The organism is Dellaglioa algida DSM 15638, from assembly GCF_001434695.1.
GTDB lineage: Bacteria > Bacillota > Bacilli > Lactobacillales > Lactobacillaceae > Dellaglioa > Dellaglioa algida.
Map to the genome: position 1 here is coordinate 39,744 of NZ_AZDI01000005.1, position 24,398 is coordinate 64,141.

At 35.8% G+C, this 24,398-nt stretch carries 28 protein-coding genes, 1 other RNA gene, 1 riboswitch and 1 other annotated feature (1 of these 31 only partly in view); of the genes, 21 read left to right on the forward strand and 8 right to left on the reverse strand.

Features of this window, described 5'->3' with window-relative positions; genetic code table 11:
• Nucleotides 1-35: a sequence feature (ribosomal protein L10 leader region), on the forward strand (it extends 81 nt beyond the left edge of the window).
• A gap of 34 nt (nt 36-69) precedes the next feature.
• The 5 genes from rplJ to mprF all read left to right on the forward strand — a co-directional run bounded on the left by rplJ (nt 70) and on the right by mprF (nt 5,258).
• Nucleotides 70-576 (forward strand): 50S ribosomal protein L10, encoded by a 507-nt coding sequence (gene rplJ / locus FC66_RS04730; RefSeq protein WP_057974237.1) that lies wholly within the window; start codon nt 70-72, stop codon nt 574-576.
• 69 nt (nt 577-645) lie between these two features.
• Complete coding sequence (rplL, locus tag FC66_RS04735) at nt 646-1,014, forward strand: 50S ribosomal protein L7/L12 (RefSeq protein ID WP_057974238.1); 369 nt, start codon at nt 646-648, stop codon at nt 1,012-1,014.
• 156 nt (nt 1,015-1,170) lie between these two features.
• On the forward strand, nt 1,171-1,743 hold the full coding sequence (locus FC66_RS04740) for a dihydrofolate reductase family protein (protein WP_057974239.1): 573 nt from the start codon (nt 1,171-1,173) through the stop codon (nt 1,741-1,743).
• A 266-nt stretch (nt 1,744-2,009) separates the two neighbouring features.
• Nucleotides 2,010-2,591, forward strand: coding sequence for a TMEM175 family protein (locus tag FC66_RS04745; RefSeq protein WP_057974240.1), 582 nt, complete (start codon nt 2,010-2,012; stop codon nt 2,589-2,591).
• Between the two features lie 57 nt (nt 2,592-2,648).
• Complete coding sequence (mprF, locus tag FC66_RS04750) at nt 2,649-5,258, forward strand: bifunctional lysylphosphatidylglycerol flippase/synthetase MprF (RefSeq protein ID WP_057974241.1); 2,610 nt, start codon at nt 2,649-2,651, stop codon at nt 5,256-5,258.
• Nucleotides 5,259-5,354: 96 nt separating this feature from the next.
• On the opposite strand, the gene FC66_RS04755 is transcribed toward mprF, so the two are convergent.
• From FC66_RS04755 to FC66_RS04765, 3 genes are all read right to left on the reverse strand, one after another.
• Nucleotides 5,355-5,999 carry a DUF998 domain-containing protein gene (locus FC66_RS04755; RefSeq protein WP_057974242.1) on the reverse strand — a complete coding sequence of 215 codons (645 nt, stop codon included), beginning with the start codon at nt 5,997-5,999 and terminating at the stop codon, nt 5,355-5,357.
• Nucleotides 6,000-6,220: 221 nt separating this feature from the next.
• Nucleotides 6,221-6,574, reverse strand: coding sequence for a bacteriocin immunity protein (locus FC66_RS04760; protein ID WP_057974243.1), 354 nt, complete (start codon nt 6,572-6,574; stop codon nt 6,221-6,223).
• Between the two features lie 55 nt (nt 6,575-6,629).
• Nucleotides 6,630-6,950, reverse strand: coding sequence for a bacteriocin immunity family protein (locus FC66_RS04765; RefSeq protein WP_057974244.1), 321 nt, complete (start codon nt 6,948-6,950; stop codon nt 6,630-6,632).
• A gap of 262 nt (nt 6,951-7,212) precedes the next feature.
• On the opposite strand from FC66_RS04765, the gene FC66_RS04770 reads away from it, so the two are divergent.
• On the forward strand, nt 7,213-8,565 hold the full coding sequence (locus tag FC66_RS04770) for a hemolysin family protein (protein WP_057974245.1): 1,353 nt from the start codon (nt 7,213-7,215) through the stop codon (nt 8,563-8,565).
• A 195-nt stretch (nt 8,566-8,760) separates the two neighbouring features.
• Here FC66_RS04770 and nrdF read toward each other — a convergent pair whose 3' ends face one another.
• Genes nrdF through nrdH form a run of 4 tightly spaced genes read right to left on the reverse strand, consistent with a single transcriptional unit; the run spans nt 8,761 to nt 12,534 of the window.
• Nucleotides 8,761-9,753 (reverse strand): class 1b ribonucleoside-diphosphate reductase subunit beta, encoded by a 993-nt coding sequence (gene nrdF / locus FC66_RS04775; protein WP_057974246.1) that lies wholly within the window; start codon nt 9,751-9,753, stop codon nt 8,761-8,763.
• 21 nt (nt 9,754-9,774) lie between these two features.
• Nucleotides 9,775-11,946: a class 1b ribonucleoside-diphosphate reductase subunit alpha gene (nrdE, locus tag FC66_RS04780; RefSeq protein ID WP_057974289.1), complete on the reverse strand. Its 2,172-nt coding sequence runs from the start codon at nt 11,944-11,946 to the stop codon at nt 9,775-9,777.
• Nucleotides 11,924-12,304 (reverse strand): class Ib ribonucleoside-diphosphate reductase assembly flavoprotein NrdI, encoded by a 381-nt coding sequence (gene nrdI / locus FC66_RS04785; RefSeq protein WP_057974247.1) that lies wholly within the window; start codon nt 12,302-12,304, stop codon nt 11,924-11,926. Before nrdI ends, nrdE begins: the two co-directional genes overlap by 23 nt.
• Nucleotides 12,304-12,534 carry a glutaredoxin-like protein NrdH gene (nrdH, locus tag FC66_RS04790; protein WP_057974248.1) on the reverse strand — a complete coding sequence of 77 codons (231 nt, stop codon included), beginning with the start codon at nt 12,532-12,534 and terminating at the stop codon, nt 12,304-12,306. The genes nrdI and nrdH overlap by 1 nt, the downstream gene beginning before the upstream one ends.
• A gap of 211 nt (nt 12,535-12,745) precedes the next feature.
• On the opposite strand from nrdH, the gene FC66_RS04795 reads away from it, so the two are divergent.
• The 13 genes from FC66_RS04795 to FC66_RS04850 all read left to right on the forward strand — a co-directional run bounded on the left by FC66_RS04795 (nt 12,746) and on the right by FC66_RS04850 (nt 21,186).
• Nucleotides 12,746-13,348 carry a class I SAM-dependent methyltransferase gene (locus FC66_RS04795; RefSeq protein ID WP_057974249.1) on the forward strand — a complete coding sequence of 201 codons (603 nt, stop codon included), beginning with the start codon at nt 12,746-12,748 and terminating at the stop codon, nt 13,346-13,348.
• Entirely contained in the window at nt 13,349-13,849 is a 501-nt protein-coding gene (gene tadA, locus FC66_RS04800) for a tRNA adenosine(34) deaminase TadA (protein ID WP_057974250.1), read from the forward strand.
• A gap of 41 nt (nt 13,850-13,890) precedes the next feature.
• Nucleotides 13,891-13,977: signal recognition particle sRNA small type (gene ffs, locus FC66_RS07885), an RNA gene on the forward strand.
• Nucleotides 13,978-14,064: 87 nt separating this feature from the next.
• Nucleotides 14,065-15,780, forward strand: a complete 1,716-nt coding sequence (dnaX, locus tag FC66_RS04805) for a DNA polymerase III subunit gamma/tau (protein ID WP_057974251.1) — start codon at nt 14,065-14,067, stop codon at nt 15,778-15,780.
• Nucleotides 15,781-15,797: 17 nt separating this feature from the next.
• Nucleotides 15,798-16,112, forward strand: a complete 315-nt coding sequence (locus tag FC66_RS04810) for a YbaB/EbfC family nucleoid-associated protein (RefSeq protein WP_057974252.1) — start codon at nt 15,798-15,800, stop codon at nt 16,110-16,112.
• A 27-nt stretch (nt 16,113-16,139) separates the two neighbouring features.
• Nucleotides 16,140-16,739 carry a recombination mediator RecR gene (recR, locus tag FC66_RS04815; protein ID WP_057974253.1) on the forward strand — a complete coding sequence of 200 codons (600 nt, stop codon included), beginning with the start codon at nt 16,140-16,142 and terminating at the stop codon, nt 16,737-16,739.
• Nucleotides 16,740-16,754: 15 nt separating this feature from the next.
• Nucleotides 16,755-16,997 carry a YaaL family protein gene (locus FC66_RS04820; RefSeq protein WP_057974254.1) on the forward strand — a complete coding sequence of 81 codons (243 nt, stop codon included), beginning with the start codon at nt 16,755-16,757 and terminating at the stop codon, nt 16,995-16,997.
• 162 nt (nt 16,998-17,159) lie between these two features.
• On the forward strand, nt 17,160-17,801 hold the full coding sequence (gene tmk, locus FC66_RS04825; RefSeq protein WP_057974255.1) for a dTMP kinase: 642 nt from the start codon (nt 17,160-17,162) through the stop codon (nt 17,799-17,801).
• A gap of 19 nt (nt 17,802-17,820) precedes the next feature.
• Nucleotides 17,821-18,150, forward strand: a complete 330-nt coding sequence (locus FC66_RS04830) for a cyclic-di-AMP receptor (RefSeq protein ID WP_057974256.1) — start codon at nt 17,821-17,823, stop codon at nt 18,148-18,150.
• A 12-nt stretch (nt 18,151-18,162) separates the two neighbouring features.
• Nucleotides 18,163-19,170 (forward strand): DNA polymerase III subunit delta', encoded by a 1,008-nt coding sequence (gene holB, locus FC66_RS04835; RefSeq protein ID WP_235804043.1) that lies wholly within the window; start codon nt 18,163-18,165, stop codon nt 19,168-19,170.
• A gap of 22 nt (nt 19,171-19,192) precedes the next feature.
• Nucleotides 19,193-19,549, forward strand: coding sequence for a DNA replication initiation control protein YabA (locus FC66_RS04840; RefSeq protein WP_057974257.1), 357 nt, complete (start codon nt 19,193-19,195; stop codon nt 19,547-19,549).
• On the forward strand, nt 19,546-20,427 hold the full coding sequence (gene rsmI / locus FC66_RS04845) for a 16S rRNA (cytidine(1402)-2'-O)-methyltransferase (protein WP_057974258.1): 882 nt from the start codon (nt 19,546-19,548) through the stop codon (nt 20,425-20,427). Before FC66_RS04840 ends, rsmI begins: the two co-directional genes overlap by 4 nt.
• A gap of 12 nt (nt 20,428-20,439) precedes the next feature.
• Nucleotides 20,440-21,186, forward strand: a complete 747-nt coding sequence (locus tag FC66_RS04850; protein WP_083478967.1) for an acyl-[acyl-carrier-protein] thioesterase — start codon at nt 20,440-20,442, stop codon at nt 21,184-21,186.
• A gap of 50 nt (nt 21,187-21,236) precedes the next feature.
• On the opposite strand, the gene FC66_RS04855 is transcribed toward FC66_RS04850, so the two are convergent.
• Nucleotides 21,237-22,214, reverse strand: coding sequence for an asparaginase (locus tag FC66_RS04855; protein WP_057974259.1), 978 nt, complete (start codon nt 22,212-22,214; stop codon nt 21,237-21,239).
• Between the two features lie 94 nt (nt 22,215-22,308).
• Between FC66_RS04855 and brnQ the strand changes: the two genes are divergently transcribed.
• Together brnQ and FC66_RS04865 are read left to right on the forward strand one after the other, a co-directional pair.
• Nucleotides 22,309-23,670: a branched-chain amino acid transport system II carrier protein gene (gene brnQ, locus FC66_RS04860; RefSeq protein ID WP_057974260.1), complete on the forward strand. Its 1,362-nt coding sequence runs from the start codon at nt 22,309-22,311 to the stop codon at nt 23,668-23,670.
• A gap of 62 nt (nt 23,671-23,732) precedes the next feature.
• A riboswitch (THF riboswitch) is annotated at nt 23,733-23,831 on the forward strand.
• A 40-nt stretch (nt 23,832-23,871) separates the two neighbouring features.
• The gene (locus FC66_RS04865; RefSeq protein WP_057974261.1) at nt 23,872-24,393 is read left to right on the forward strand and encodes a folate family ECF transporter S component; all 522 of its coding nucleotides are present in this window, start codon (nt 23,872-23,874) and stop codon (nt 24,391-24,393) included.
• Nucleotides 24,394-24,398 lie beyond the last annotated feature (5 nt).

Here is a 24,398-nt window from a genome sequence, read left to right on the forward strand (position 1 = left end):
TGTCTTGGTGGACACGGAGTTTTTTTATTGTAAAAAAGCTCTGACACGACTACAGGAGGTGAATCAATTATGAGTAAAGAATTTATCGCACAAAAAGCATTAATCGTGGATGAAATAACTGAAAAATTCAACAACGCTGCATCTGCAGTTGTTGTGGATTACCGTGGTTTAACGGTTGAACAAGTGACTGCATTACGTAAGGAATTACGCGAAGCAGGCGTTGAAATGAAGGTTATTAAAAACAAGATTTTAGTACGTGCTGCTGAAAAAGCAGGGTATGAAGGTATGGAAGAAGTATTTTCTGGACCTACTGCAGTTGCATTTTCTAGCGAAGATGTTGTTGCACCTGCACGTATTATTGCTACTTTTGCTAAAACTGCTGAAGCACTTAGCATTAAAGGTGGCGTCATCGAAGGTAAAGTTGCAACGTTAGAAGAAATTAACGCTCTTGCTACATTACCAAGTCGTGATGGCTTACTTTCAATGTTACTTTCAGTATTACAAGCACCTGTTCGCAACGTTGCTTATGCGCTTAACGCTGTTGCAGAAAGCAAGGACGAAGAACCTGCTGCTTAATACTTAGCATTTATGATCGGTACCTAACGGTACAAACAAAATCGTACACATAAAATGGAGGATACACACATGTCATTAGATACAGAAAAAATCATTGCTGATTTAAAAGAAGCAAGCATTTTAGATTTAAACGACTTAGTTAAAGCAATCGAAGAAGAATTCGGTGTTTCAGCTGCTGCTCCTGTAGCTGCTGCTGGCGCTGCTGCCGGCGAAGCTGCTGGTGAAAAGTCAGAATTTACTGTTGAATTAACAGAAGCTGGCGACCAAAAAGTTAAAGCTATCAAAGCCGTTCGCGAAATTACAGGTTTAGGCCTTAAAGACGCTAAAGGTTTAGTTGATAACATTCCATCTGTTATTAAAGAAGGAATTGCTAAAGACGAAGCTGAAGCAATGAAAGCTACTTTAGAAGCTGTTGGTGCTGTAGTTACTCTTAAATAATTTAATTATTTTTGAATAGATTTTAGCCTAAGGCTACCCCATTTTGGGTTAGCTTTAGGCTATTTTTTTTACAAAAAAATAGCCTAAAGTGGTACAAATGTGGTACGGTAAAAAGCATTAAGGAATTGATTAGTATTTCAGGGGGAGGACTTTATAATGAATAAGAGAAAGGTTATTTTATACATTGCAATGAGTTTAGATGGTTATATTGCGGATGAAGATGGGTCAATTGATTTTTTGAATCTACACGATTCAGAGTTAAATGGGACATCACAAAGTGATTTTGAAGATTTTTACGCCGAAGTGGATACCGTTGTAATGGGTAGTAAAACATATCAACAGGTCGTAACGGAATTATCACCGGAAGACTATCCTTATTCGAATGTAATATCATATGTATTAACCTCACAAAGTATAAAAGTTCAGGAAGAAAATGTTCACCTTGTGAATGAGCCAATTGACGCATTAGTGAAACGTCTTCGTGAAGCACCGGGACAGTCAATTTGGATTGTGGGTGGATCTAGTGTAGTGACACCACTCATTGCGGCCAATTTGATTGATGAATATATTTTAACAACCATCCCGGTTATATTGGGCAGGGGTATTCCACTATTTCAGGTACAAGAGAAGTGGCTTGAATTAGTTCCGATTCAAACCAGTTTGAAAAATGGGTATATTCAAAGTGTCTATCATAAAGGTACTCTTTCAGAGGGTATCGAAAGAGACTAAGAACTATTTATTGTTTCTTAGTCTCTTACAAGTGAAAAAGCCGTTATTAAATAATGGCTTTTTCTTTTTGGTTAAAATCAAAAAGTAGAGACATACGATAAAAGTACGTATTAACGACAATCATTGTAGAGTAAAATAATTTGGTTATCTTAATAAAGCATGATACAGTATTTAAATGGTCATTTGAGTAAGATAGATAAAAAAATAACCTTATAACTGGAAAAAAGAAACTGATTAAAATATAATGAAGGTGAAGGAGACAAGCTATGGACAAAAAAAGATTAGAAGCATTTACGGATGCGATAGTCGCTATTGTCGTGACTATTTTAATATTAGAATTTAAGGCACCTTCAAAACCAGATATTCGATTGGTTCTAGAAGAGTGGCAAAGTTTTGCCATCTATACAATCAGTTTTTTGCTGATATTCACAGTCTGGTATGATCATCATGGTCTATTCAAAATAGCTAAGCGTGTAGATAAACGAGCCTATTGGGCTAATGCGTTCTGGTTATTTTGGTTATCAATTATACCGTATGCTACATCGTTTTCGGGTAAATTTCCAAATTATCGAGGTGCCTCATTGCTATATCTAGGTATTTTATTCATGTGGACAATTAGCTATATTATATTGTCTAAGACACTTATAAGAATTAATCCTGAAATCACGAGCCAATTAAGGCAAATTGGGTTTCTTAATGGTAGGGATCTCATTATATTTGAAGGTACCTTAATATCGGGGTTCATCATTAGTTTCTTTATACCTATCTTTACATGGATCGCATTGATTTTACTGACGATATGGACAGTATTTTTTAACAGAGGTTATGTAAAAGAACCAGGATCATAGATTTGTATACTTCGGGGGGAGCATACGAAACCAATAATAAGTCGGGGGATTTAAAGAATGAAGAAAATAATCAGTACAAGTAACGAATTTATAAAAAAAAGATTAACGGCTATTAAGCTCCTATTTATTTTATCAGTTTTAATTTTTGTTATTATTGAAGTTGGTCGAATCTTTAAAGATATTAATGGTAATCAGGTTCGACAAAGTCTGGAATCTCAATCGACTGAATCAATTATATTAATGTTAGTAATAGGATTTATCGCTGTTCTTCCCATGATGGTTTACGATTTTGTTATGGTTAAATTTTTACCAGAGAAATATTCGTGGCGATATATTCTGCAAAGCGGTTGGATAACCAATACGATAACCAACATTGCAGGATTTGGTGGTCTACTAGGTGCATCACTTAGAGCAAATTTTTATAGCAAGAATGCATCTAAAAAACAAGTTTTGTTTGCCATATCTAAGATTGCATTATTTTTAGTCGCCGGGTTATCACTGTATTGTTGGGTTTCCTTAGGAATGATTTTTGGCCTAAATATTGGACCTCAGTTTGGTCAATATTGGGTATGGTTATTGTTAGGTGGGTTATATTTCCCAATTGTCTTTATTATTACCAAAACAAAAGATTCAGAATTTTTTGCTGACTTAACACTCGGACGCGAATTAACCTTAATCCTTGGGTCATCTTTAGAGTGGGGATCTGCCGGATTATTTTTCATTTATATTGGATTTATGATGAATGTGGATACATCCAGTTTAGTTGCCGTTTTTCCGTTATTTATTATCGCATCAATTATTGGTGTCGTATCAATGATTCCAGGTGGATTAGGTTCATTTGATGTCTTTATGATATTAGGACTTCAGACTTTGGGCGTAAATGATGGAACTGCCGTTATCTGGTTGTTATTCTATCGATTGTTTTACTATATTTTCCCATTCTTGGTTGGAGTTGCTTTATTTATTAAGGATTCGGGAAGCCGAATTAATGAATATCTAAAAGGTTTACCTGTTATGCTACTTAGTCGAGTTGCACATCTTATTCTTGTGTTATTTTTCTATGTGACGGGAGTTGTCCTTTTATTGGCCTCGACGGTTCCAGAATTCACGTATGCTAATCCTATTATCAGACAATTATATCCATACACGTTCTATTTTATTCATCAAATGAGTAATATATTCTTGGCCTTTCTAATGATTGGAATTGGGCGTGGAATCGAGTCTAAAGTGAAACGTGCTTACTGGCCGATGGTTATTTTTGTGGTAATGGGAATTATTAATACCCTTTGGCATGATTTTTCGATTAGTTTACTTATCTTCTTATCTATCATTTTAATTTGTGCACTCTTATCCAAGCAAATATTCTATCGTGAAAGATTCGAATATTCATGGGGTCGTTTACTAATTGATGGTAGTATTTTTGCCGGAACGTTTATTTTATACACGATTGTTGGATTCTTTAATATGCCTGAATTTCACTACACGGGTAAGGTGCCAGATGTCTTCTTATTTCCATCAGAGAAAATATGGTTATCCGGATTCTTAGGCCTACTTTTAGCAGTAGTCATCTTATGGGTTACGTTTACCTATCTATCTCGTAAGGATAAACGTTTTTGTGAACAAGAATTCCCAGCTGATCGCGTTAAAAATGTGATTGATACTTATGGCGGTAATGAAGTTAGTCACCTTGCTTACTTAAGGGATAAAAATGTGTATTTCTATCAGAATGAAGGTCAAGACGAGGTCTTTTTCCTTTATCAAAAAAAATCTAATAAATTAGTTGTTATGGGTGAACCAGTCGGTAACCCTGAATTTATTCGTGCTGCAATTGATAAATTTATTGTTGATGCAGATGTTGAAGGAATGGAATTAGTCTTTTATGAAGTTGATGCTCAATTGACAATGATGTTACATGAAGTTGGATTTGATTTTATTAAAACGGGTGAAGAAGGTTTCGTGAGAGTTGCCGAGATAGAGTTAGCTGGTAAAAAACGACGTTCTGAGCGTGCATTAATGAACAAATTTGAGCGAGAACATTACACGTTCGCGATGATTGAACCACCTTATTCAAAAGAAACGATTCAGGAATTAAAAGAAATTTCAGATAGTTGGCTTAAAGGTCAATCTGAAAAAGGGTTCTCTCTAGGATTCTTTGATGAATATTATCTTAATCAAGCACCAATCGCTGTTATTAACGATGTTGAGGGGCACAAAGTTGCCTTTGCAACAATGATGCCAACCGGAAATCATGAGGTCTTATCGATTGATTTAATGCGATACAATAGAGAAACAGCTCCTTCTGGTATCATGGATAAAATTTTCATTAGTTTATTCCAACAGGCGAAGGAAGATGGGTACGAATTCTTTGATATGGGTATGGCGCCATTGTCAAATGTTGGTGCATCGAAATTTAGTTTTGTTGAAGAAAAAACGGCTCATCTCATCTATGAATATGGATACCGATTCTATGGATTCCAGGGATTAAAGAAATACAAAGATAAGTACGTAACTGAATGGCATCCAAAATACATTTCATTTAGAAAACGTAGTTCAATTGCATTTACGTTACTACAAATTTTGGCAGTTGTTAACCAGAAGCGTGTTTCAAGTAAAAAAGCGAAAACGCCTATCTTTATTTTGAAAAACTTCTTAAGAAATTCTAGATAAACATTAAAAACACCTAATCATGTGAATATGATTAGGTGTTTTTTTGACGAGAAGGCTATCAAAAAGGATGAAACTTTATCGAAGATTGTGAGGTTGTTAACTGTGCTGCTTTTTAAATATTTCTTTAACCGAAATGAGCAAGAATGGCATATAGAGTAGCCATAAATTTAATCGCTGCCATAAACCGCGATATGGAATCTTAAATTGGGAGTCGGGCATAATTCTTGGGTAAACGAATAAGAATTGGATGCCTAACGAGATGATGAATGCTCCCATCAAAAGAGTAGCGACCGTTTTTTTTCCTTGCATACGGTACAGTTTTAATAAAATGAACATACTGATTAAAAGAGCCGTATCACCAATTCCAGATGAATAGTTATGGATCATGCCTGTGATGTTTTGTGTGTTTGATGTAGCAGCGCGGTCAAATAATCCTGTGAAGATACAATCCGTGAGGCTAAAGATGACAAGCATTGTTGTGAACCAACTAGATAATTTTTTTGAGGTGTTTTTAAAATACGCGTAAAAAGTTGGAGCCGAAAGTAAGAAAAAAAGGCCATTTGCGACCTCCCAAACTTTAAAGGCCATATGAGTTGGGGTTCCAACCTCTCCAAAATCACTAATCAAATTGGTGAATTGTAGATAACCTGGTATGAACGCCGCAAGTACTAAAGGTAACACCCATTCGCTGATAACTGCAATCGCCATAAAATGAAAACCATATTTCTTTAAAAATGTCATTATGAATCCCCTATTCCATTTATTATACTGTTCTATTTATTTTACCTTAATAAGACGGCAATTGTCTGTTGAAACCCTCTAAGATACTAATATTTATAATTGTTAGCATGAGATTTGATAGAATTGTAGTTTAATTAAATCAAATAAAAAAGTTTAACGAATACTATCAAATTTGGTAGTATTCGTTAAACTTTGGCAGGTTTTAGTTGGATTAAAGATAACTAATTTCGACGAGGTATTTCTTCAATGTAACTGTAGAATTGTGATTTATCGGAAAAATCAGCCATGTACAAACCGTTTAATCCGGCCTTTTGACCAATGGCGCTTAAACCGATAATCAATTTTTCCTGATTTTCTGGAAAATGAAGGTGGTCTGCTAGTGCTATACTACGGATATAATTAACCAGTCTGTTAATAAGTGCTTCAGGATTATGAGACGAGTCTAATTTTTTGTACACCTGAGTTAATACGTCATCAATATCAAGTATTCCTGTAGATTTGGGTTGGTGCTCTTCTAGAAGAGTACGTAAATTTTGGATATCTGTTTTTGCCTCTACAATAATATTTTTTGTCATGGTAAATAACCTCCTAAAATTTTATGAATAATTTATATAAAATGGATAATTCTCATTAATTAAACGGACTGAAGGTAAAGTGTGTCGCAACCAATCCATAACCAAGATTTACGTTGCGTAATTCTTCTTGATTAAGTTTTTTTAATTTATCTTGAACATATTGATACAAAATCCGATTAGCTTTTGGAAAACTCATTGGGACCATGTAGTTATCATGGTAAAGCGCATATATTGCAATACAAACATTAACCTCATCTGTACCGCTTGACAGATTTTTGGCGACGTTTAAAAGGCCTTCTTTATACTGTTTTGGTTGATCAGAAAGATCCTCGGCGTACGCAGCGTCTATTAAATTAAATAGGTTATCATTCTCCAAAGTGGAACATCTCCTAGGTTAATAATATTTTTACGCTTTCATCATAGATCAACCAAAATTGGATGTCAAAGAAATATAAGAAAAATCCATTATTACTAGAACTATTATCTAATAAAAGAGGGCGTATAGATGATCAATGATTAATTGAATCATTGATCTGATATTTAAAAATGCTACTTGTTACTTACTAGTTTATGAGAGATATATTTGGTATAATGGGGGTTAATAAAAAATTATTATAAATTGAAAGTAGGGTGTTACCTTGGATTCTGGTCCGGAAAGTTACTTATTGAATATCATTGTTATCATTGCGATATTACTCTTGTCTGTGTTATTTACGCTTACTGAGTATGCGCTGGTTCGTGTGCGTGTTAGTGCGTTAAAAGATATGCAAGAAAAAAAGCCGTTTAATAAAAATGTTAAAAGGGCTATCCATATGACGGAGAACCTAACGGAATACCTGTCAACGGCTCAAGTCGGAATAACCTCAACCAGTTTGATTCTTGGTTGGATTGGTGAAAAAACGATTGCGGATGCGATTATTCAATCGCATATATTACCCGCGGCCATGGCAAATGCTGTTGCATCGGTAGCTGCAATTCTAATTTTTACGGTTATCCATGCCGTATTTACTGATTTGGTCCCTAAAAATATTGCAATTGCGGATCCGTTACCGGTGTTATTATTTATTGTTCGACCTATCTTGTTTTTCCATATCGTTTTGTATCCTTTGATATGGATACTGGATCGATCAGCAAATTGGATTACACATTTATTAGGTTATGAAGTAGAAAATGAAGAAGATATTTATTCGCAAACTGAAATATTGTCATTATCACGTTTATCTGCGAACGCCGGTGAACTAGATGAAGAAGATTTAACCTTCATGCGACGTGCATTTGATATGAATGATAAAGTTGCAGTTGATATCATGATTGATCGGACATCTATGGTTGCGGTCGATATAGACGCGACAATTAAAAATGTTGTTAATCTGTATTGGAAAACAAGATATTCTAGATTCCCGGTTATTGCTAATAATGATAAAGATAAAGTTATCGGGTACGTTTATAGTTATGATTTATTGCGACAGGAAAGAATTAATAAGACAAGTTTGATATCAACTATCATGCGTGATATTCCGGCTGTTCAAGAAAATGCTGAAGTTCATGGTATTATGGACGTTATGGTATCGAGACGAACACCAATTGTCATTGTAGTTAATGAGTACGGTGGTACCTCAGGAATTATTACTGATAAAGATATTTACGAAGAGTTATTTGGTGTTGTTAGAGAAGAATTTGATGATACCAATGACGATAATATTGTAGATATGGGTAATAATATTTATAAGGTCTCAGGAAAAGTTACCCTGTATGATTTTGAACGTTACTTTGATACAACGCTCAAAGAGACGGAAGAAAGTGAAGCGGTGACGCTGACGGGTCTTGTTCTTAATAAAGACTCTAAATTCCGCGCTAACGATGAAATGACGATTGCTAACTTTAAAATAAAGGCATTAGATTATGAAAATGCTTATATTTCTGAATTTGAAGTGACCGTTTTGCCAGTAAGTGAAAAAACTCATCATAATGAATTAAGTGAACAAAACTAGCCTTCACGATTTTGTACTGTGAAACTAAAGGCACACCCATAAGTTAATTTATGGGTGTGCCTTTTTATGTGTAGTTATTATTGGTAATTCTATAATAATGAAACCATATCCGATTAAATTAATATGGTCAGTGGAAGACAGCAATTTTTTTATGAGGTATAAAAAAATCCCATACAGGTGTATGGGATATCTTTTCTAGCGTTTAGGACGACGTTTCATTTGGCCGCTTTCGCCAATTTCATAATCTGAATCATCCATTGACTCAACACTACCAAGTAGGTAACCATTACCAACTTGAGAGAAGAAATCATGATTAGATGTTGACGTCGAAATCCCGTTCATTACAACAGGATTAACATCAGAAGCTGTATCAGGGAATAAAGGGTCTTGACCCAAATTCATTAATGCTTTATTTGCATTGTAACGAAGGAAAGTTAAGACTTCTTCAGTCCAACCAACTTCATCGTAAAGTTCGTGAGTGTATTTCTCTTCATTTTCATATAATTCAAAAAGAAGATCGTACATCCATGTCTTCATTTTTCCTTGTTCTTCTTCAGAAAGTTCATTAAAGCCTAGTTGGAATTTATAACCGATAAAGGTTCCGTGAACAGATTCATCACGTAAAATTAATTTAATAATTTCAGCAACGTTGGCTAACTTATTATGGCCCAGGTAATAAAGGGGCGTATAGAAACCAGAATAGAATAAGAATGTTTCAAGAAAAACAGAAGCAACTTTCTTTTCTAAAGGCGTTCCATTTTGATAAATACCATTAATTCGTTGGGCCTTTTTTTGTAGAAATTCGTTTTTATCAGTCCATTCGAAAATTTCAGTAATTTCTGAAGCAGTATTTAAAGTCGAAAAGATTGATGAATAACTTTTTGCATGAACAGATTCCATGAATTGGATATTGTTTAAAACAGCTTCTTCATGAGCCGTACGTGTATCATGGCGTAATGATTCCATCCCATCTTGTGATTGAACGGTATCCAACAAGGTTAAACCACCGAAATCATGGCCAACTAATGTTTTCTCTGCGGGACTTAATGTCCGCCAATCGTCTAAATCATTTGAAAGGGGGATACGTGTATCCAACCAAAACTGCTCAGTTAGTTTTTCCCAAGTTGCTTTATCAACTTGATCTTCAATTTCATTCCAATTAATTGCTTTATAAATATCATTATTCATTTAACTTTCCTCCGTTACAGTTTAGATAACACAACTCTCACAAGCATTTGCGCCAACTTCTTCTTGATCATCAGTAAAAGTTCTGATGTAGTAAATTGACTTAATACCTTTATTATACGCATAATTACGCAAAATGTTTAAGTCACGTGTTGTCATTTTATCTGTACGGCCATTCTTCCATTCATAGAGACCTGCAGGAATTGTTGAACGCATGAATAAAGTTAAACTAAGTGATTGGTCAATATGTTCTTGAGCAGCAGCATAGACATCGATTACTTTACGCATATCCATATCGTAGGCTGATGTGTAGTAAGGAATAGTGTCATTTGAAAGGTAAGGTGCTGGATAGTAAATCTTACCAATTTTCTTTTCTTGACGTTCTTCAATTCTGTTAATGATTGGGTGAAGACTAGCAGTCGTATCGTTAATGTATGAAATAGAGCCATTTGGTGCAACGGCGAGTCTGTTTTGATGATAGAGGCCAGTGGCTTGAATATCAGCCTTCAAAGCAGCCCAATCTTCTTGGTTAGGAATGTCGATACCATCAAATAAAGCAGCGACTTTATCGGAATCTGGACCCCAATCTTCATTAATGTATTTGTCGAAATAAGTGCCTGTTGCATAAGTACTTTTTTCAAAGTTATGAAATGTTTCGTTTTTTTCTTGCGCAATTGCATTTGAAGCTTTCAATGAATGGTAGTTAAGCATCATGAAGTATACACTTGTGAAATTGATTGAATCATCTGAACCATAATGCATATGGTTCTTGGCAAAGTAGGCATGTAGACCCATTGCGCCTAAACCAATCGTATGTGCTAAACTGTTTCCTTTTTGAATAGTAGGTACAACGTTGATATCTGAGCTATCAGTCACAAAAGTTAAAGCGCGAACCATTGAATCAACTGAACGACCAAAGTCTGGAGAAGCCATCATATTAACGATATTTGTTGAACCTAAGTTACATGAAATATCAGTTCCCATGACATCAAAACCCTGTTCGTTATTGATAACTGAGGGCGTTTGAACTTGCATGATTTCTGAACAAAGATTACTCATGATAATCTTACCATCAATCGGGTTTGCACGATTGGCAGTGTCAACGTTAACGATATAAGGATAACCAGACTCTTGTTGTAATTTAGAAATTTCAGTTTCTAATTCACGAGCAAGAATCGTTTTCTTAATAATATTTTCGTTGGCAACCATATTGTCATATTCTTTTGTAATATCAACATATGAGTAAGGAACGCCGTATTCTCTTTCAACGCTATATGGATCAAAGAGATACATCGTTGCATTATCTTTAATGAGTTCATAAAATTTGTCAGGGACAGTAACGCCCAACGATAAAGTTTTAACACGAATTTTTTCATCAGCATTTTCTTTCTTGGCTGATAGGAACGCTACGATATCTGGATGGAATACATCTAAATAAACGACGCCGGCACCTTGACGTTGACCTAGTTGGTTTGAGTATGAAAAACTATCTTCTAACAATTTCATAACGGGTAAAACACCAGAAGCGGCACCTTCAATCCCCTTAATTGGTGCGCCAGCACCTCGTAAATTGCTAAGCGTAATTCCAACTCCGCCACCAATACGAGATAATTGGAGTGCTGAGTTAATACCACGGCCAATTCCGTTCATATCATCCGTAATTTGAATTAAGAAACAAGAAACTAATTCCCCACGACGTTTACGACCCGCATTTAAGAAACTAGGTGTGGCAGGTTGGTAACGTTGATGAATCATTTCATTAGCTAAGTTCATGGCTAAATCTGTATCACCATCAGCAAAGTAAAGAACGTTCATCGCAACTCGATCAATATAATTTTCAAGGTAATAGGCATTGTTATCTGTTTTAAGTGCATACTGAGCGTAGAATTTGTAGGCAGCCATAAATGTCCCAAAATGGAATTTTTGAGCCGCTAAATAAGCGTACAATTCTTCAATAAATGAAAATTCATATTTATTATAAAAACCGGTTTCAATATAATTGTTATCAATTAAGTAATCAAAACGAGCCTGTAACGAATCGAATTTCATTGTGTTTTCAGCAACATTTTCTTTTAAGAAGGCAGTCAAGGCTTCTTGATCTTTTTGAAGCGGAATTTGACCGTCTACAGGAATATTAATTTCATTATTTAAATCATAATAAGTGACTTTATCACTATCTAACGTTTTTAATGTCAATTTCATCAACTACTTTCTTCATATTGAGGACATCTTCTTCGGTTCCATTGAATTCGAATTCGTACAATAAAGGAACTTTATAGTCAGTCGCGATATCTTTAGCCGTAAAAATAAAAAGTTGGGCGAAGTTTCGGTTCCCACCGCCAACAACACCCAGTATGTTTTCTCTATTTGATTTGTATTCAATGAAGTCATTAACCGATTCAGTGAGCCCAATTTCATAGGTTGGAACAACCAATATGTAGGGTTCATTTAATTCAACGAATGGGTTCGTTGGGTCAATTTCGAATGAAGGATGGCCAATCTTGTTAATGAAGCGACGTGTCTGACCCGTAATACTAAAGAAAACAATTTTCATTAGACTGCCAACTTTTTAAGCATATCTGGACGGAATCCAGCAATTGTATCAAATCCAGTAGCTTCGACAACAGGAACAGCTTGGAATCCTTGGTCTTTCAAGTAGTCAATGGCGTTGTCATCTTCAGAAATGTTACGTTCGTCAAAGTCTACGTTATTTTCCTCTAAGAAGCGTTTTGTCATTTTGCATTGGATACAGTTATTTTTTGTAAATACAGTTACTTTTTTCATTATATAAATCCCCCTTTAATATTTTGTTAATAAGCTAAGTATACATCACGCAACTCAAAAATCAATTAAAAAAACACCGCATTTAGTATGATTTTAAGTTGCATCACACAAGATGTAGTGTTCAAGGTCTTGACTCGTTTATATTAAATTTAGATTGCGAAAATCGAATTTTCTCCGTATTATAGAAACTATTGAGAAAGTAGGGAAAAACATGACTAACTATTATTTTACGAAAAATCCAGATGTCATTCACGACGAAAAAGAATGGACATTTGAATTGCTGAACAACGAATTTAAGTTTACCACAGATAACGGTGTATTTTCAAAAAAAACGGTCGATTTTGGATCAAGAGTTTTATTAAATGCATTTGCTCAACAAGAAATTATTGCGGGAAGTATTTTGGATGTGGGATGCGGGTACGGTCCAATAGGACTTGCTATTGCCAAGGATCAACCCGAACGTCAAATTGATATGACCGATGTGAATGAATTGGCATTAGAATTAGCAAAGAAAAATGCTGAAATTAATAAAATAACTAATGTCTCGATTTTTGAATCCGCTGCGTATGATAATGTCACGAAGACGGATTACGCTACAATTGTGACAAATCCTCCTATTAGGGCAGGTAAAAATGTTGTCCATGATATTTTAAGTGGTGCATTTGATCATTTAAAAGTGGGTGGTCAGTTATTTGCCGTGCTACAAAAGAAACAAGGTGCCGGATCTGCTCAAAAGAAAATGGCTGATGTTTTTGGTAATTGTGAGATTATTTTAAAAGATAAAGGATACTATATCTTGATGAGTGTGAAGTAGATGCCAGAAAAATTAACGGAAGAACAAAAAGAATTTTTTATGCGTGAAGCTTTGTATGAGGCAAGGAATGCAAAAATTATTGGTGAAGTCCCAATCGGTTGCGTCGTCGTACAAAATGGCGAAATTATTGGGCGTGGACACAATATTCGTGAGCACGTTCAAGATGCAACCTTACATGCCGAAATTTTAGCAATTCAAGAAGCTTGCGCTGCCGTTCATAGTTGGCGTCTAGTTGACGCGCAATTGTTCGTTACTTTGGAACCTTGTCCAATGTGTAGTGGTGCAATTATTAACTCGAGAATACCAGAAGTTTATTTTGGTGCGTTTGACCCTAAGGCAGGAACTGTAGGTAGTATTGGTAACTTATTAACGGATGAGCGATTTAACCACCAAGCAAAAGTTGAATCTGGATTATTGTTGGATGAAGCCAAAGATCTACTCCAATCATTCTTTAGAGAAGTTCGCCGTAAAAGAAAAGAAAAAAAGCGATCACAAGGGTAGCTTTTTTGTTCGATTTAAGGTATTATAATAATTGCCGCAAGGCCTTAAGGCAATAGTGTGCTTACGAATTGTGTCAGGTCCGGAAGGAAGCAGCACTAAGTTTGATTCACTTTGTGCCTTAAGTAATTATGATTATTTAAGACTCTTAGTCAGAAATGGCTGAGAGATTTTTTTATTTAAAAAACTATTTATAGATTTTGAAAGGGGAGATTGTGATGAGTTATCAAGCTTTGTACCGTGTTTGGCGGCCACAAAAGTTTAGCGATTTAGTGGGTCAAGACATGATTACGCGAACGTTAAAAAATGCCATTATGACACATCAAACGAGTCACGCATACATTTTTAACGGACCACGCGGAACTGGTAAAACATCCGCGGCTAAAATTTTTGCCAAAGCGGTTAACTGCCACTTTCAAGAAAATGGTGAACCGTGTAATAAATGTGAAACATGTGTCGCCATTACGAATGGCCAATTAAATGATGTCATTGAAATCGATGCCGCATCTAATAATGGTGTTGAAGAAATCCGTGATATTCGTGATAAAGTTAAATATGCACCCACACAAGCTGATTTTAAAATCTATATTATTGATGAAGTTCATATGTTATCTACGGGTGCTTTCAATGCGTTATTGAAGACACTTGAAGAACCTCCCGAAAATGTTATTTTTATTCTTGCAACAACTGAGCCCCATAAGATTCCGGCAACAATCATTTCTCGAACACAGAAGTTTGATTTCAAACGAATTACGCCAGCTGATAGTTATGCTCGAATGGTGTACATTTTAACGGAAAAAGAAATTGAATATGAAGAACCGGCACTTAAAGTTGTCGCAAAAGCGGCTGAAGGTGGCATGCGAGACGCACTAAGTATTTTAGATCAGGTTATCTCATTTGGCGATAATAAAGTGACACTAGATAATGCGTTGTTAGTGACGGGTAGTGTGACGCAAGATAAAATTCAAACTTATGTGACAGAAGTTAGTCAAAAAGAAACCACTCAGGCGCTAGAAACGATTCAAGAAATTATTGATGAGGGCAAGGACTCAACTAGATTAATAGAGGATTTGATTGCGTATGGTCGTGATTTATTGCTATATCAACAAGCACCAGCACTCATTAATCAACTTGAATTAGGGATGGTTGATGATACATTTAAGACGTTATCACAAACTATTTCTGCTGAATTCTTATACCAAATGATTAATATTTTAAATGAAGTTCAACAACAAATGCGATTTACAACACATCCAGACGTGTATTTAGAAGTTTTGACGATTCGGTTATCACAGTTTAGTACGATAGAAGTGGTTAGTGATAATAGTCAGTCTGGACTTAATCAAGAAGCCGCTAAACAAATTAATGACTTAACTAAAACAGTAGAGACTTTAAAAAAACAATTACTTAATCTAAACAAGCATGACAATCAACATCAGACTGTGTCGGTAGCGAAACCCAAAAAAAATGTTACTACACAAAAAAAGGCGACATTAAATTTAAGTCAAATTTATCCTATTTTAGATAACGCTACAAAAGAAAGTTTGGTACAATTAAAACAGGTTTGGCCAGAACTATTGCAACAACTTTCAGTGACGCAACGAGCTATTATGCAGGCAAGTGAGCCGGTTGCGGCTAGTCCAGATAGTGTACTTGTTAGTTTTAACTACGATTTCTTAGCTGCTAAGGCATCAGGTGATACAGAACTGCTCGATGCTTTAGGTAATGGGCTAGATCGATTGTTGCATAATACGCCTAAGTTGGTTTGTATTACGGCTGAGCAATGGCCAGAAGTACGTAAATCGTATATCGAACAAAATGGTCATGAAGGAAATGAAACAACGATTGAACCAGTTCCCGAGGTGGTTGAGCAAGTCGTTTCAAAAGCCGAAGAAATTTTTGGAACTGAAAATATAGAAATTAAACAAGATTAGAAAGGGTGTAATTAATAATGATGCGAGGAAATGGTAACATGCAAGGTATGATGAAACAAATGCAAAAATTACAAAAAGAAATGACAAAGGATCAAGATGCTTTGAATCAAACTGAATTTGTCGGTGAAGCTTCAAATGGATTAGTCAAAGTAACCTTTACGGGAGACAAAAAAATGACTGATATTTCAATTAAAGAAGAAGTAGTTGATCCTGACGATGTTGATATGCTACAAGATTTGGTTATCATGGCTGTTAATGACGCAATGACTAAAATTGAAACAACAACGGCTGATAAATTAGGCAAATACTCTCAAGGAATGCCTGGACTATAAACTTAAAGTTAAAGAGGTCTAAAGAAAATGCAATATCCTGAACCTATCGCAAAGTTGATTGAAAGTTATATGAAATTACCGGGTATTGGTGGCAAAACTGCTACAAGATTAGCTTTTTTTACAATTGATATGGATGAAGATGATGTCACGGATTTTGCTAAATCATTGATATCTGCTAAGCGTGATCTGCATTATTGTAGTATTTGCGGTAATATCACGGAAGAAGATCCTTGTCAGATTTGTTCTGATCCATCACGCGATCAAACGAAAGTTATCGTAGTAGAAGAACCTAAAGATGTCATGTCATTAGAAAAAATGAAGGAATATCACGGGTTATACCATGTTTTACATGGTGTTCTATCACCAATCGAAGGCAAGGGACCCGAAGATATTAATATCACGAGTTTATTAACAAGGCTTCAAACACATCCCGATATGCAGGAAGTCATCATTGCGACAAATGCAACACCAGAGGGTGAAGCAACGTCAATGTACTTATCTCGATTGATTAAACCTGCAGGTATCAAAGTCACAAGGTTAGCTCATGGATTGGCAGTGGGTAGTGATATTGAATACGCTGATGAAATGACTTTATTTAAAGCTATTGAGGGACGGACTGAAATATAGAAATGGGTTGATAACATGTTTAATAAAAAAGCAAAACTTAAATTACGTAAAGAATATGATACAGAATTATTAAATTCAATTGACCGTGCTAAGTTAGCGTGGGATCAAGCCAAACAAACCGAAGAGGCTATTTATGAAGTTGATGCAGAATTAATCAATGAAACAAAAATGGCGAGAGCAAGATATTTCTTCCTCTACAATGAAGCTCGTGTTCGTTCCGTTAAGGGACACATGCAGGCCTCGGTAATTACACATTAATTAGAGTGAACGTTGAGACGGTTGAATAACTTGTCTTGACGTTTTTTTGTAAATGAGTGATTAGATTTATTAAACGAGAGATAGTATACTGTTAACAGGTTTATCTTATAGACAGGTTTTTAAGATTCAAGTACAATAATAATAAGCATTGGGGTCGTTAATGTGACTGGAAAATTTGTAACGATTGAGGGGCCAGATGGGTCCGGTAAAACAAGCGCTTTAAAAGGTATTATAGAAAAAATAAAAGTGCTTTTAGCAACAGAGTTAGTCGTAACACGTGAACCAGGTGGAAATCCAATATCTGAAGCCGTTCGCGATGTTGTCTTAAATCAAGACTATCCCGAAATGGATAAACGAACAGAAGCGTTGTTATTTGCGGCATCAAGACGTCAGCATATTGTAGAAACCATTTTACCGGCGCTTGAGGCGAATAAATTAGTCATGTGTGATCGTTATGTAGATAGCTCAATCGCCTATCAGGGAGCTGGTAGAGACATTGGCATGCAGGCAGTTGCTGATATGAATTTATTTGCAACAAATGGAACAGAACCTGACTTAACTTTGTATTTTGATGTGCCATCCGAAATTGGCTTAAAACGTATTTTTGAACACCGTCAAAATGAAGTGAATCGATTGGATGATGAGAAATTAGCTTTTCATCAAAAGGTGCGTAAAGCTTACCAACAGCTAGCGGTGGAAAATCCTGAACGCATAGTTACTATTGATGCGGCGCAACCTTTGGATAAAGTTATTGAAGATTGTATCAAGGTTTTAATGAAGAAATTACCCGAGTCTTTTAAATAAATGAAATGAGGGAATTCAAATGAAATTAATTACAGCGATTGTTCAAGATAAAGATAGTAACCGATTAAGTAATGTATTTATCGATGCAAATGTCCGTGCGACAAAGTTATCGTCAACAGGTGGGTTTTTAAAATCTGGGAATACAACTTTTTTAATTGGGATTGAAGACGAACGTGTGGATGAGGTTTTACAGATTATTAAGGAAACATCTTCGAGTCGTGAACAATTTATGGCTCCTCCTGTTAATTTGGATGTCTCAATGGATGCGCAAGTGCCATTCCCTTTAGAAGTTCAAGTTGGTGGCGCAACGGTATTCGTCTTGCCAGTAGAACAATTTCACCAATTTTAGGGGTAAATAGTAATGACGGAAATGGTTACTGAAACCAGTAATATAACGATTCAAGAATTACAACCGGCCTTAATTGAACATTTTAAAAAGTTAACAACAATGAATCAATTGGCTCATGCGTATCTATTCGCGGGACAAGAAGGCGTTGGTAAGATTGAACTGTCACAATGGATTGCAATGAGACTTTTTTGTACCGCTGATGAGGATCTAAAGCCATGTGGTGTTTGTGCGGAATGTCGCCGAATTCTATCGGGTAATCATCCAGATGTCGTCGTCGTTAAACCTGATGGGCAGTCAATCAAAGTTGATCAAATTCGGTTTTTGAAGTCAGAATTTTCTAAAAGTGGTGTTGAGGGTAATCAAAAGGTCTTTATTATTGAAAAGGCTGAAAGTATGACCGCAAGCGCTGCTAATAGTTTACTGAAATTTTTGGAAGAACCCGTCGGGACTGTGACGGCGTTCTTGTTAACGGAAAACAAAAATCAAATTCTGCCAACGATTCAATCACGTTGCCAGCTAGTCAATTTTGCGGCGTTATCTCAGGATAAATTAATTCAAAGTCTATTGAATAAGGGCGTCTTAAAAGATCAAGCAAATTTACTCGTTCATGTAACTGAGAGCATCAGCCGTGCGGAAGAATTGTCGCAAGATGAGAATTTTATTGAGATGACTAAACAGGTTTGGAATTGGTTCAATAAGTTATTGAAAAATGATACTGAAAGTTTTATTTTAGTTCAAACTAAATTAGTACCACTCGTAAAAGAAAAAAACCAACAGCTATTGATGGCTGATTTAATTATATTGTTAGCGCGAGATTGTTTACTTGTTCGCTATAATCGAAAAGAACAAATTAGCTTTTCTGACCGACTAGCTGAAATTGATAAAGTCATTCAATTAATTAGTGATGAAAAATTAGTTGAGATATTAGATAATTGCTTGCAAATTAAAAATTTACTTCAAACGAATATTGCATTTCAAAGTGTACTTGAATCAACAACATTAAAATTAATAGACTTATAGAATATGAAATGAAGGTGATTTTGTGGATAAGCGTCAACTATATGATAATTTTATAGCTATCGAAGAGGAAATGAAACGGATGTTATCGAGTTTTGAAACAATAAAATCTGATATGACCGGCGTTCTTGAAAATAACGCTGAATTAGAGATTGAAAACCAACATCTAAGAGAGAGACTAAGTGAAATAGAGCGACAAACGTCTAAAGATTTTAACGAATCTTCTGATGCTAATCTATCAAAATCACGCCAAAATTTAGAAAAATTATATGATCAAGGATTTCATGTTTGTAATATTGAAGGGATGTACGGTTCACGTCGGGTCGACGATGAGCCTTGTGCATTCTGCCTAGACTTAATCTATGGGGAGCGCGAAATATGAGTGAAATAGCCGCACAGAGCAGCTTCCAAGGTAAAGGAACAACCGGGTCATTATATTTAGTACCAACACCGATTGGTAATTTATCTGATATGACATTTAGGGCAATCGACATTTTAAAAGAGGTCGATTACATAGCAGCTGAAGATACACGAAATACACAAAAATTATTAAACCACTTTGATATTGAAACAAGTCAATTGAGCTTTCATGAACATAATACGCAAGAACGTATACCACAATTCATTGAGAAAATATTAGCAGGTCAGTCAATTGCGCAGGTAAGTGATGCTGGAATGCCTTCAATCAGTGATCCAGGTCATGATCTGGTTAAAGCATGTATTGAAGCTAAAATTCCAGTGGTTCCACTTCCCGGAGCAAATGCTGGAATTACAGCATTAATCGCATCGGGATTGGCACCACAACCATTCTTATTTTATGGATTCTTATCGCGTAAGCCAAAGGATCAAAAAGAAGAACTAGCAGAGTTAAAAAATCAAACAATGACCATCATTTTCTATGAAGCACCACATCGTTTGAAAAAAACATTAGCACAACTTGCTGTTAGTTTTGGCGGGCAACGTAAAGTGGTTCTTTGTCGCGAATTAACTAAACGTTATGAAGAATTTTTACGTGGTACATTAGATGACGCTATTGAATGGGCCGGGTCAGATCAGGTCCGGGGAGAATTTTGCGTGATTGTTGAAGGAAATGATTCACCCGAGGCAACAGAGGTTGACCATTTGGCAGGTATGACCATTGAAGAACAAGTTGGTTATTTAATTGAAACCGGTATGAAAACGAATGACGCAATTAAAGAAATCGCGAAAAAACAAGAAATGAAAAAACAAGAAATCTATAATCTCTATCATCATATTTAAGGGGCAGACATAGTGGAAGATAATAAGTTTAGTGAAACGCATCGCGCCGTCTATTACGAAGGCGATAAAAGTGGTCGTGTAACAATGGCCATGCTAATTAATATGATTATTTTGGTCTCAACGGATCAAAGTGATCATCTGGGTCTCACCGAAAAGCATCTATCCGATTTGGGTTTCGGTTGGGTTATTACGCAATATCTGATTGATGTTGAGAGAATGCCTCATATTGATGAAAAATTAACGTTAACAACAGAGGCAGTTTCATATAATCGCTTTTTCTGTTATCGAGACTTTTGGGTTCATGATGAAGAGGGTAATGAGTGTGCACGTGTTCATGCTGTACTCGTCTTAATGGATCATGAAACGCGTAAAATGGTTCGGGTATTACCCGAAGTTATTGAACCTTTTGGGGCCGAATATACGCGTAGAATTGAACGCTTAGAAAATCCAGTTGGTATTTCAGATGAGGATACGGTAGATTTTAAAAAATCATATGATGTTCGATTTTTTGATATTGATCCAAATCAACATGTTAATAATTCTAGGTATTTTGACTGGTTATTGGATTCACTGACAGAAGAATTTCTGATGTCACATAACTTAAAACATATGAATATTAAGTATGAAAAAGAAATTCATTATGGTCACAAAATCGATAGCATCGTTGTTATAAAGAACGAGGGATTATTAACTCATCATCAAATTAAGATTGGTGATGACGTGTATTGTGAAGCAGATTGTGAATGGACAGAACGTTAAAATTAAAAAAGTCTCAACTTCATTATTTGAAGTTGAGACTTTTTTCGATTTTATGACAATGCATCTGCGACGTAAATTGCGAGTTCATCTTTTTGAAGTCCGGTACTCAAACCAACTAATAACTTAATGCGTGCTTTTTGCCCGTTTAAGCCACGGCAGAAGATGCCACCCATTTTCTTTAATTGGACGCCACCACCTTCATAGTCATAAACATCTTGTGCCACACCATTAAAACAGCGTGAAACAATGACGACTGGGATATCTCGGTCGATTAATTTTTGAAGATTTTCTAGAACTTGTGGTGGCAAATTGCCAGCGCCAAGAGCCTCGATGACAACACCGTTTGTTTGGTCGTTATCAAGAAAACCAAGTAACTCAGCGTCCATTCCGGCGTAAGCCTTAATGAGATAAACGTGATCAACAACTTCATCAATTGCTAGGCAAGTTTGACTAAGTAACTCGGCAAAAAAATTAACACTGTCTTTAGCAATACTACCAATGGGACCAAATGTTGGTGTTCTAAACGTTGCGACATTAGTTGTATGTGTTTTTGTGACATAACGAGCGGTATGAATTTCATCATTCATGACGACTAACACACCTTTATCCACGGCATCATCACTTGCGGCAGTTAAAATGGCTGTTTGGAAATTGTGTAAACCATCTGAGCCGATTTCATTTGCTGAGCGCATAGCACCTGTTAGGACAACTGGTAAGTGATTAGGTAAGGTTAAATCTAAGAAATAAGCGGTCTCTTCCAATGTATCTGTGCCATGAGTAATAACGACACCATCAATATTTTCGTTGAAAGCGAGCATAATTCTTTTTTGGATAATTAACATTTCTTTAGGACCGATATGTGGAGAAGGTAGATTAAAGACGTTCTCAGTAATTAAATCAAAACGATCACCAAATGGGTTTACGGCTTGATTTAAGGGGTTCTCTGCACCAGGCGCAATGGCCCCTGTTTCTTGATTTTCGGACATGGCAATAGTGCCACCAGTATGTAAAATTAATATTTTTTTCATAGTTTCCTCCTTGCTGACAATTAGATTATACAGATTATATTGTACTTTGACTATGAATTTGTTACGGTATATGACAGATAAGGTGGTCATGAAGATGGAAGAAAAGCGATTAAGTAGGAACGATTATTTATTTATTAGTTCAATGTTATTTGGGTTATTTTTTGGCGCAGGAAATTTAATTTTTCCTGTTTTTGTTGGTCAGCAATCAGGACAAAATCTTTGGCTAGGTAATTTAGGCTTCTTAGTCGCCGGCGTTGGTTTACCTTTTTTAGGTGTCATTGCGATAGGATTATCTAAAAGCCGAGGTGTTTTTGAGTTAGCATCCAAGGTTAGTAAACCATACGGTATCATTTTTACAATGTTACTTTATTTAACGATTGGACCGTTATTTGCTGGGCCAAGATCAGCAACAATTCCGTTCGAAATTGGGATTGCGCCGCACATTAAACCCGGTCAACAAGCTGGTTGGCTTTTATTATTTTCGTTTTTATTTTTTACGGTAGTTTGGTTGTTGGCAATTAAGCCAACTAAGATCTTAGTTTACGTGGGTAAGTATTTAAACCCAATATTTTTATGTGCGCTAGCTATTTTATTATTATTCGTATTTATCCAACCAATGGGTAACTATGCAGATTTTGCTGCAACAAGTATTTATCAAAAAAATACATTTATGTCAGCTTTTGGGCAGGGTTATTACACAATGGATGCACTGGCTGGTCTAGCTTTTGGTATTATTATTGTGGATACAATTAAAGATTTAGGCGTCACAAATTCCAAATCAATTACAAAAGGGATTATTTATTCTGGTAGTATCAGCGTTATTTTAATGGGTATTATCTATACCTGTTTGGCCTATTTAGGGGCAACTAGCTTAGGTTCATTTGCGCGTTCTGATAATGGTGGAGCTGTTTTGGCTCAGGTAGCAGAACGTTATTTTGGAAGCTTGGGGAGTCTCTTTCTCGCTGCAATTATTGTAGTGGCCTGCATTAAGACGGCAATTGGCGTAACTAGCGCCTTTGCTAAAACATGCGCTGAAATTATTGGCCGGGGTAGTTATGAATTGTATCTTACATTGGGTTGCGTGGTTAGTTTCTTGATTGCAAACGTTGGGTTAGATCAATTAATCTCGTTATCAACGCCGGTCTTAATGTTGCTTTATCCGCTTGCAATTGTCTTGATGATTGCAGCATGTTTGGAACCCGTTTTGGAGAGCTATAACTTAAAAGTTGGTATTTTATACAAGTGGTTAACTGTGCTGACCTTTTTTAGCGCTATTTTTGATGGGTTAAACGCAATGCCAATGTCAGTAAAAAATCTAGCATTTACGAAAAATATGTTAAATTTTGCAAATCATTATCTACCTTTATTCAATATTGGCTTGAGTTGGATGCTACCTGCTACGATTGGCCTAATTATGGGCTTTATTTTTATGATCCGGAAAAATAAGGTAAATTAAAATGAAACATTCAGTGTTAACTAGGTTTAGTGCTATACTGTCCAAGTAGTAAACTACAAAATTTCGGGGTAGAGAGTACAGCGTTAAGTGCCAAAAGGACGGAATGTGTCTTTTGGACGAAGGCTAGCGATAGCTGCGGTTGTATTCTCGCATTCGCCGCATATTATAATGTGGCAACTCCAACGAGGAGATGTCTGAATCATGGAAAATTTAACAAAGAGATTGACTGCAAGGAATATAGCAGTGATGGGCTTATTAATAGCCGGTCAAATTATTCTAACCAATTTTTTATCGTATCAAGTATTAACGTTGAGGATTAGTTTTACGTTTATTGTGACTTATCTTCTGGCAGCTTGGTTTGGCCCGTTACTGGGTGGTATCGGTTCTGTTTTATCCGATTTGGTTGGGACCATATTATTCAGTAAAGGGGGAACCTTTTTCTGGGGATTCACATTATCCGCTTTTCTGGGTGCGTTTTTCTATGGGCTTGTGTTTTATAAAAATCCATTTACATTACCACGGATTATCATCGCCGTATTAATCAATGTCATTGTAATTGATTTATTATTAAATACATTTTGGTTGGTACTCATGTATCAATCGCCTTGGACAATTATCTATGCGCGTGGGATTAAAGATTTATTTTTAATTCCTATTCAAATTATGTTGTTGTATATTGTTGGTAATAATAAACAGATTCAAAGATTAGGTAAACGATTATAGGGGGG

What these genes read in the sequence shown, in the direction of transcription:
- rplJ (WP_057974237.1), top strand. Translation starts at nt 70, where the DNA reads ATGAGTAAAGAATTTATCGCACAAAAAGCATTAATCGTGGATGAAATA.
- rplL (WP_057974238.1), top strand. Translation starts at nt 646, where the DNA reads ATGTCATTAGATACAGAAAAAATCATTGCTGATTTAAAAGAAGCAAGC.
- FC66_RS04740 (WP_057974239.1), top strand. Translation starts at nt 1,171, where the DNA reads ATGAATAAGAGAAAGGTTATTTTATACATTGCAATGAGTTTAGATGGT.
- FC66_RS04745 (WP_057974240.1), top strand. Translation starts at nt 2,010, where the DNA reads ATGGACAAAAAAAGATTAGAAGCATTTACGGATGCGATAGTCGCTATT.
- mprF (WP_057974241.1), top strand. Translation starts at nt 2,649, where the DNA reads ATGAAGAAAATAATCAGTACAAGTAACGAATTTATAAAAAAAAGATTA.
- FC66_RS04755 (WP_057974242.1), bottom strand. Translation starts at nt 5,999, where the DNA reads ATGACATTTTTAAAGAAATATGGTTTTCATTTTATGGCGATTGCAGTT.
- FC66_RS04760 (WP_057974243.1), bottom strand. Translation starts at nt 6,574, where the DNA reads ATGACAAAAAATATTATTGTAGAGGCAAAAACAGATATCCAAAATTTA.
- nrdF (WP_057974246.1), bottom strand. Translation starts at nt 9,753, where the DNA reads ATGAATAATGATATTTATAAAGCAATTAATTGGAATGAAATTGAAGAT.
- nrdI (WP_057974247.1), bottom strand. Translation starts at nt 12,304, where the DNA reads ATGAAAATTGTTTTCTTTAGTATTACGGGTCAGACACGTCGCTTCATT.
- nrdH (WP_057974248.1), bottom strand. Translation starts at nt 12,534, where the DNA reads ATGAAAAAAGTAACTGTATTTACAAAAAATAACTGTATCCAATGCAAA.
- FC66_RS04795 (WP_057974249.1), top strand. Translation starts at nt 12,746, where the DNA reads ATGACTAACTATTATTTTACGAAAAATCCAGATGTCATTCACGACGAA.
- tadA (WP_057974250.1), top strand. Translation starts at nt 13,349, where the DNA reads ATGCCAGAAAAATTAACGGAAGAACAAAAAGAATTTTTTATGCGTGAA.
- dnaX (WP_057974251.1), top strand. Translation starts at nt 14,065, where the DNA reads ATGAGTTATCAAGCTTTGTACCGTGTTTGGCGGCCACAAAAGTTTAGC.
- FC66_RS04810 (WP_057974252.1), top strand. Translation starts at nt 15,798, where the DNA reads ATGATGCGAGGAAATGGTAACATGCAAGGTATGATGAAACAAATGCAA.
- recR (WP_057974253.1), top strand. Translation starts at nt 16,140, where the DNA reads ATGCAATATCCTGAACCTATCGCAAAGTTGATTGAAAGTTATATGAAA.
- FC66_RS04820 (WP_057974254.1), top strand. Translation starts at nt 16,755, where the DNA reads ATGTTTAATAAAAAAGCAAAACTTAAATTACGTAAAGAATATGATACA.
- FC66_RS04830 (WP_057974256.1), top strand. Translation starts at nt 17,821, where the DNA reads ATGAAATTAATTACAGCGATTGTTCAAGATAAAGATAGTAACCGATTA.
- holB (WP_235804043.1), top strand. Translation starts at nt 18,163, where the DNA reads ATGACGGAAATGGTTACTGAAACCAGTAATATAACGATTCAAGAATTA.
- rsmI (WP_057974258.1), top strand. Translation starts at nt 19,546, where the DNA reads ATGAGTGAAATAGCCGCACAGAGCAGCTTCCAAGGTAAAGGAACAACC.
- FC66_RS04855 (WP_057974259.1), bottom strand. Translation starts at nt 22,214, where the DNA reads ATGAAAAAAATATTAATTTTACATACTGGTGGCACTATTGCCATGTCC.
- brnQ (WP_057974260.1), top strand. Translation starts at nt 22,309, where the DNA reads ATGGAAGAAAAGCGATTAAGTAGGAACGATTATTTATTTATTAGTTCA.
- FC66_RS04865 (WP_057974261.1), top strand. Translation starts at nt 23,872, where the DNA reads ATGGAAAATTTAACAAAGAGATTGACTGCAAGGAATATAGCAGTGATG.